Origin of the sequence: Acidovorax sp. CCYZU-2555, assembly GCF_018413525.1 — a bacterium.
In the GTDB taxonomy this organism is placed as follows: Bacteria; Pseudomonadota; Gammaproteobacteria; order Burkholderiales; family Burkholderiaceae_C; genus Comamonas.
In genome coordinates, this window is sequence record NZ_JAHCDD010000142.1 from 1 (window position 1) to 5,433 (window position 5,433).

The 5,433-nt window shown below is 67.7% G+C and carries 5 protein-coding genes; all 5 read left to right on the plus strand.

What is annotated here, in order from left to right:
- Positions 1–136 precede the first annotated feature (136 nt).
- Positions 137–1,342, plus strand: a complete 1,206-nt coding sequence (gene gltS, locus KHY18_RS26695; protein ID WP_213307415.1) for a sodium/glutamate symporter — start codon at positions 137–139, stop codon at positions 1,340–1,342.
- A 9-nt stretch (positions 1,343–1,351) separates the two neighbouring features.
- Positions 1,352–3,235 carry a gamma-glutamyltransferase family protein gene (locus KHY18_RS26700; RefSeq protein ID WP_213307417.1) on the plus strand — a complete coding sequence of 628 codons (1,884 nt, stop codon included), beginning with the start codon at positions 1,352–1,354 and terminating at the stop codon, positions 3,233–3,235.
- Between the two features lie 3 nt (positions 3,236–3,238).
- Entirely contained in the window at positions 3,239–4,792 is a 1,554-nt protein-coding gene (locus KHY18_RS26705) for a phospholipase D family protein (protein WP_213307419.1), read from the plus strand.
- A gap of 70 nt (positions 4,793–4,862) precedes the next feature.
- Positions 4,863–5,111: a ParD-like family protein gene (locus tag KHY18_RS26710; RefSeq protein ID WP_213307421.1), complete on the plus strand. Its 249-nt coding sequence runs from the start codon at positions 4,863–4,865 to the stop codon at positions 5,109–5,111.
- On the plus strand, positions 5,048–5,433 hold a 386-nt coding region (locus tag KHY18_RS26715), incomplete at its 3' end, for a M24 family metallopeptidase (protein ID WP_349630343.1). The genes KHY18_RS26710 and KHY18_RS26715, both read left to right, overlap by 64 nt.

Genomic DNA, 5,433 nt, shown 5'->3' on the forward strand with positions numbered 1-5,433 from the left:
GGGCACCCTGCGCGGTGCGGGGGCTTTTGCCCGGCGCGCGGCGCCAGCCGGGTGCTAGACTGCGCGCCTTTTTACGGTCGGCACCTTGCCGACCTTGCGCCCTGCCGGGCGCGCAGTCACCTGGCCCCCTCCCCGCATGCAACTGAGCTTCAGCACCTACTACACCCTTATCTGCGCAGCCCTGGTGCTGCTGGTCGGCAAATTCCTGGTCCATCGCATACGCTTCCTGCGCGATTTCAACATTCCCGAACCAGTGGCCGGAGGCATGGTCGCGGCAGCGCTGATCTTCGCCATCCACGAATTCACCGGCTATGCGTTTGTGTTCAGCAACGACCTGCAAACCGGCTTCATGCTGCTGTTCTTTTCTTCGATAGGCCTGAGCGCGAACTTCTCCAAGCTGCGCGAAGGCGGCACGGCCCTGCTGCTGTTCCTGTTCATCATCAGCATCTTCATCGTGGTGCAGAACATGGTGGGCGTGGGCCTGGCCACGCTGCTGGGCCTGGACCCGCTGATCGGCCTGATGGCCGGCTCGATCACGCTGCTCGGTGGCCACGGAACGGCCGGCGCCTGGGCCGGAGTGTTCGAGAACGAGCATGGAATCCAGGGCGCGCTGACGCTGGGAATTGCCTGTGCAACCTTCGGCCTGGTGATCGGCGGGCTGATCGGCGGGCCGCTGGCCAAGGCGCTGGTCACGCGCTACGGGCTGCGCAGTAACGACCTGCCGGCGCAGGCTGCGGCCGACGAGGCCAACTTCGAGAATCCGCAGAAGGTGAGGCTGATCACCACCACCGTGGCCATCGAGACCTTGGCGATGTTTGCTGCCTGCCTGGGCTTTGCCGAGTTCATGACCGCGTTTGCGCAAGGCACGGCCTTCCAGCTGCCGACCTTTGTCTGGGCGCTGGGCGGCGGCGTGATCCTGCGCAACACGCTCGACTACGTGTTCAAATTCCAGGCGTTTGACCGCGCCATCGACCTTTTCGGCAATGTCGCCCTGGCCATCTATCTGGCGATCGCGCTGCTGTCGCTCAAGCTCTGGGAACTCAGCGGCCTGGCCGCGCCGTTGATGGTCATCCTGCTCGCGCAGACGCTGACCATGGGCTTGTACGCGGCTTTCGTGACCTTCCGTTTCATGGGAAAGAACTACGATGCCGCCGTGCTCGCCGCAGGCCATTGCGGCTTCGGCATGGGCGCGACGCCCACGGCGATCGCCAACATGCAGGCCATCACCAACCAGTACGGTCCCTCGCACAAGTCGTTCTTGATCGTGCCGATGGTAGGGGCGTTTTTCATCGACATCGTGAATGCTGCGATGATTCAACTGTTCATCAAAATTCTTCCATGAGGTGAATCCATGCTGCCGCAAGCGCCCAGATCCTCCCGTTTGATTCTCTGGCAGCGCGCGGCAACCGTGATCGCCGTCGCGCTGCTGTCCGCCTGCAGCCAGGTGCCTGCAAACCCCGACGCCAACCCCGACGCCGCTCCCGAGGCCGGTTCGGGCTGGAGCGAAAAGCCCGGCTGGGCGACGCAAGACTTCGCCGTCGCCTCGGGCCATCCGCTGGCCACGCAGGCCGGCTACGACATGCTGCGCGCGGGCGGCACGGCGCTCGACGCCGCGATCGCGGTGCAAATGGTGCTGACGCTGGTCGAGCCGCAATCGAGCGGCATAGGCGGCGGCGCTTTCCTGCTGCATGCCCACGGCACCAACGTGCAGGCCTATGACGGCCGCGAAACCGCGCCCGCGGCGGTCGATGAAAACCTTTTCCTGCAGGCCGACGGCAAGCCGCTGGCGTTCAACGACGCCATGGCCAGCGGGCGCTCGGTGGGCGTTCCGGGCGCGGTGCGCATGCTGGAGCAGGCGCATCGCGTGCACGGCAAGCTGCCCTGGGCGCGGCTGTTCCAGCCCGCGATCGATCTCGCCGAGAACGGCTTTCCCGTGAGCCACCGCCTGCACACGCTGCTGGGCAACGACAAGCTGCTGGCGCGCGACCCCGTGGCGCGCGCCTATTTCTATGACACCGCGGGCAAGCCCTGGCCCGTGGACCATCTGCTCAAGAACCCCGAACTGGCGCAGGTGCTGCGCGGCATCGCGGCCCAGGGTTCGCGCGGACTGCTCGAAGGCCCGACGGCCCAGGCCATCGTCGACGCCGTGCGCACCCATCCGGGCGCGCCGGGCACCCTCAGCCTGGCCGACCTTGCGGGCTACCAGCCGCGCGAGCGCGCGGCGCTGTGCCACGACTACCAGGTGCAGATTCCCGCGAGCCAGCACAGCTACCGCCTGTGCGGCTTTCCGCCGCCCAGTTCGGGCGCGATCGCCATAGGCCAGATCCTGGGCATGCTCAAGCAGACGCCGGCCAACGGCCTGCCGCTGGGCGAAGACGGCCTGCCCGGCGCCGAATGGCTGCACTACTACAGCGAAGCGGCGCGGCTGGCCTACGCCGACCGCGCGCTCTATCTGGCCGACCCCGATTTCGTTCAGCCCCCGGCCGGCAGCTGGCACAGCCTGCTCGCACCTGCGTATCTCACCCAGCGCGCCCAGCTGATAGGCCCGCGCCACATGGCCAAGGCCGCGGCCGGAACGCCTTCGCCCCGGCCCGAACGCGTGTCGTTCGCGCCCATGGCGCACCAGCCCGAATACGGCACCAGCCATATCAGCATCGTCGACGCCAACGGCAATGCGCTGGCGCTCACGACCACCATCGAAGCCCAGTTCGGCGCGCGCCGCATGGTCAACACCAGCCAGGGCAGCGCCCAGCCGCGCAGCGGCGGCTTCCTGCTCAACAACCAGCTGACCGATTTCAGCTTCAGCCCGCGCGGCGCCAACGGCGCGCCCGTCGCCAACCGTGTGCAAGCCGGCAAGCGCCCGCGCTCGTCGATGTCGCCCACGCTGGTGTTCGACAACGCCACGGGCCAGTTGCTGGCCAGCGCCGGCAGCCCGGGCGGCGCGCAGATCATCCACTACACCGGCAAGGCGTTGTACGCCATGCTGCACTGGGGGCTGATGCCGCAGCAGGCCATAGACCTGCCGAATTTCGGCAATATCAGCGGCCCCACGCAGCTCGAGCAAGAGCGTTTTCCCGCGGCCACGGTGCAGGCGCTGCAGGCGCGCGGCGGTGAAGTCCAGCAGATCGAAATGACCAGCGGCCTGCAGGTGATCGTGCGCGGCAGCGCGCACGGCCAGCCGCTGTGGTTCAGCGGCTCCGACGCGCGGCGCGAAGGCATCGTCATGGGCGACTGACGCATGCGGCCGTCGCTGGGTCGCACAGGCTGGCGCTTCGTGCTGCTTGCCGCATGCGGCTGGCTGTCTGCCTGCGGCCTGCCGCCGCTGGAAGACCGCAGCGCCAGCACGGCCCTGCCCGTCCATGCCGCGCAGCAGACCCGGCTGGGCCAGGCGCTCGCGCCGCAGATCGCCGCCCATCCCGGGCTCAGCGGCATCTATGCGCTGTCCGATCCGCTCGAAGCCTTCGCCACGCGCGCGCTGCTGATGCGCGCCGCCCAGAAGACGCTCGATGTGCAGTACTACATCTGGCACGACGACACCACGGGCGCGTTGCTGGTCCAGGAGCTGCTGGCCGCGGCCGGGCGCGGCGTGCGCGTGCGCCTGCTGCTCGACGACGTGGGCACCTCGGGCCTGGACGCGCAGTGGAGCGCGCTCGACCAGCATCCGCTGATCGAAGTGCGGCTGTTCAACCCCATGGTGATACGCCGGCCCAAGGCCCTGGGTTATGTGACCGATTTCGCGCGCGCCAACCGGCGCATGCACAACAAGTCGCTGACCGCCGACAACCAGGCGACAGTCATCGGCGGGCGCAACATCGGCGACGAATATTTCGGCGCGACCGACGGCGTGCTGTTCGCCGACCTCGACGTGCTGGCCGTGGGCGCCATCGTTCCCGAAGTCTCGCAGGACTTCGACCGCTACTGGGCCAGCGACTCGTCCTATCCCGTCGCGCCGCTGCTGTCGCCCCGCCCCGACCAGCGCCAGCGCCTCGATGCAAAGCTCGCGCAAGCCGCGGTCGCGCCGGCCACGCAGAGTTACCGGACGGCCGTGGTCCAGACGCCGTTTCTGCAGCAGTTGCTGCAAGGCGTTCTGCCGCTCGAATGGTCGCCGGTGCGCATGGTCAGCGACGATCCGGCCAAGGGCCTGGGCCGCGCCGCGCCCGCGGGCCTGCTGCTGACCCAGCTTGCGCCCATCATCGGTACGCCCGAGCGCTCGCTGGACCTGGTCTCGCCCTACTTCGTTCCCACGCAGGCCGGCGTCGCGGCGTTTGCGCAGCTGCGCCAGCGCGGCATACGCGTGCGCGTGCTGACCAACTCGCTGCAGGCCACCGACGTGGCCGTGGTGCACGCCGGCTATGCGCGCTCGCGCCCGGCGCTGCTGGCCGAAGGCGTGGAGCTGTACGAAATGCGTCCCGGCCCGGGCGACGCCGCGCAAGAGCATGGCTCGGGGCCGCTGGGCAGCTCGGGCGCGAGCCTGCACGCCAAGACTTTTGCGATCGACGCGCAGCGCGTGTTCGTCGGCTCGTTCAACTTCGACCCGCGCTCGGCCCATCTCAACACCGAGCTGGGCTTCGTGATTGACAACCCGCGGCTCGCCATCCAGGTGTCGCAGGCCTTCGAACAGCAGATTCCGCTGCACAGCTACCGCGTACTGCTCGATGCCCAGGGCCGGCTCGAATGGCATGCAGGCGCGGGCAACCCACCGCAGGTGTATCGCACCGAGCCCGACAGCCGCTGGTTCGAGCGCGCCTGGCTGCGCCTGCTTTCCTGGCTGCCCATCGAATGGCTGCTCTGATCCCCGCGTGGACGCAAGGCCAAGCGCCGCAGGAATATACGAAACGTAATGGAACGTATAATCGCGCCACATGGGAATTGTCAAAATATCAGACGCACTGCATGACAGCGTGCGCACCGCAAGCACGGCCTTGAGCCGATCCATCAACGCACAGGCCGAACATTGGCTGCGGGTCGGCATGATGGCCGAACTCCATCCGCAGCTGACCTACTCCGACATCTGCCAGCTGCTGATCCAGCACGCGAGCACGCCCGCATCGTTCGCGCTGCCCGTGCCGCCGCGCGCCCAGCCGCAGCAGACGCCCGGAGCCGCGCAATGAAGCGTTCCATTTCCACGCCCATCCATACCCTGTCCGACATCGCGCAATCGCGCCAGGCCGGCCATCTCGCCGCCGATGTGCTGCGCATGCTCGTGCCGCATGTGCGCCCGGGCGTAAGCACCAATGAACTCGACAAGCTGTGCCACGACTACATCGTCGACACGCTGGGCTGCATTCCGGCCAACATCGGCTACCACGGCTATACCAAGACCATCTGCGCTTCGGTCAACCATGTGGTGTGCCACGGCATTCCGTCGGACCGCGACGTCCTCAAGGACGGCGACATCGTCAATGTCGACGTGGCGTTGATCAAGGACGGCTG